Source organism: Bradyrhizobium sp. Kon58 (assembly GCF_055807455.1).
Genome location: NZ_JBVVOT010000316.1, coordinates 1 through 304 on the forward strand (window position 1 = coordinate 1; position 304 = coordinate 304).

Annotated in this window: 1 rRNA gene; it reads right to left on the minus strand. The window is 52.3% G+C overall.

Annotated features, from left to right (window positions below):
• Positions 1–304, minus strand: a 23S ribosomal RNA gene (locus AC0L20_RS40600); the annotation flags it as partial.

Below are 304 nucleotides of genomic sequence, written 5' to 3' on the forward strand. Positions count from 1 at the left end.
CCACTTAACCATAACTTTGGGACCTTAGCTGACGGTCTGGGTTGTTTCCCTTTTCACGACGGACGTTAGCACCCGCCGTGTGTCTCCCATGCTCGGCACTTGTAGGTATTCGGAGTTTGCATCGGTTTGGTAAGTCGGGATGACCCCCTAGCCGAAACAGTGCTCTACCCCCTACAGTGATACATGAGGCGCTACCTAAATAGCTTTCGAGGAGAACCAGCTATCTCCGAGCTTGATTAGCCTTTCACTCCGATCCACAGGTCATCCGCTAACTTTTCAACGGTAGTCGGTTCGGTCCTCCAGT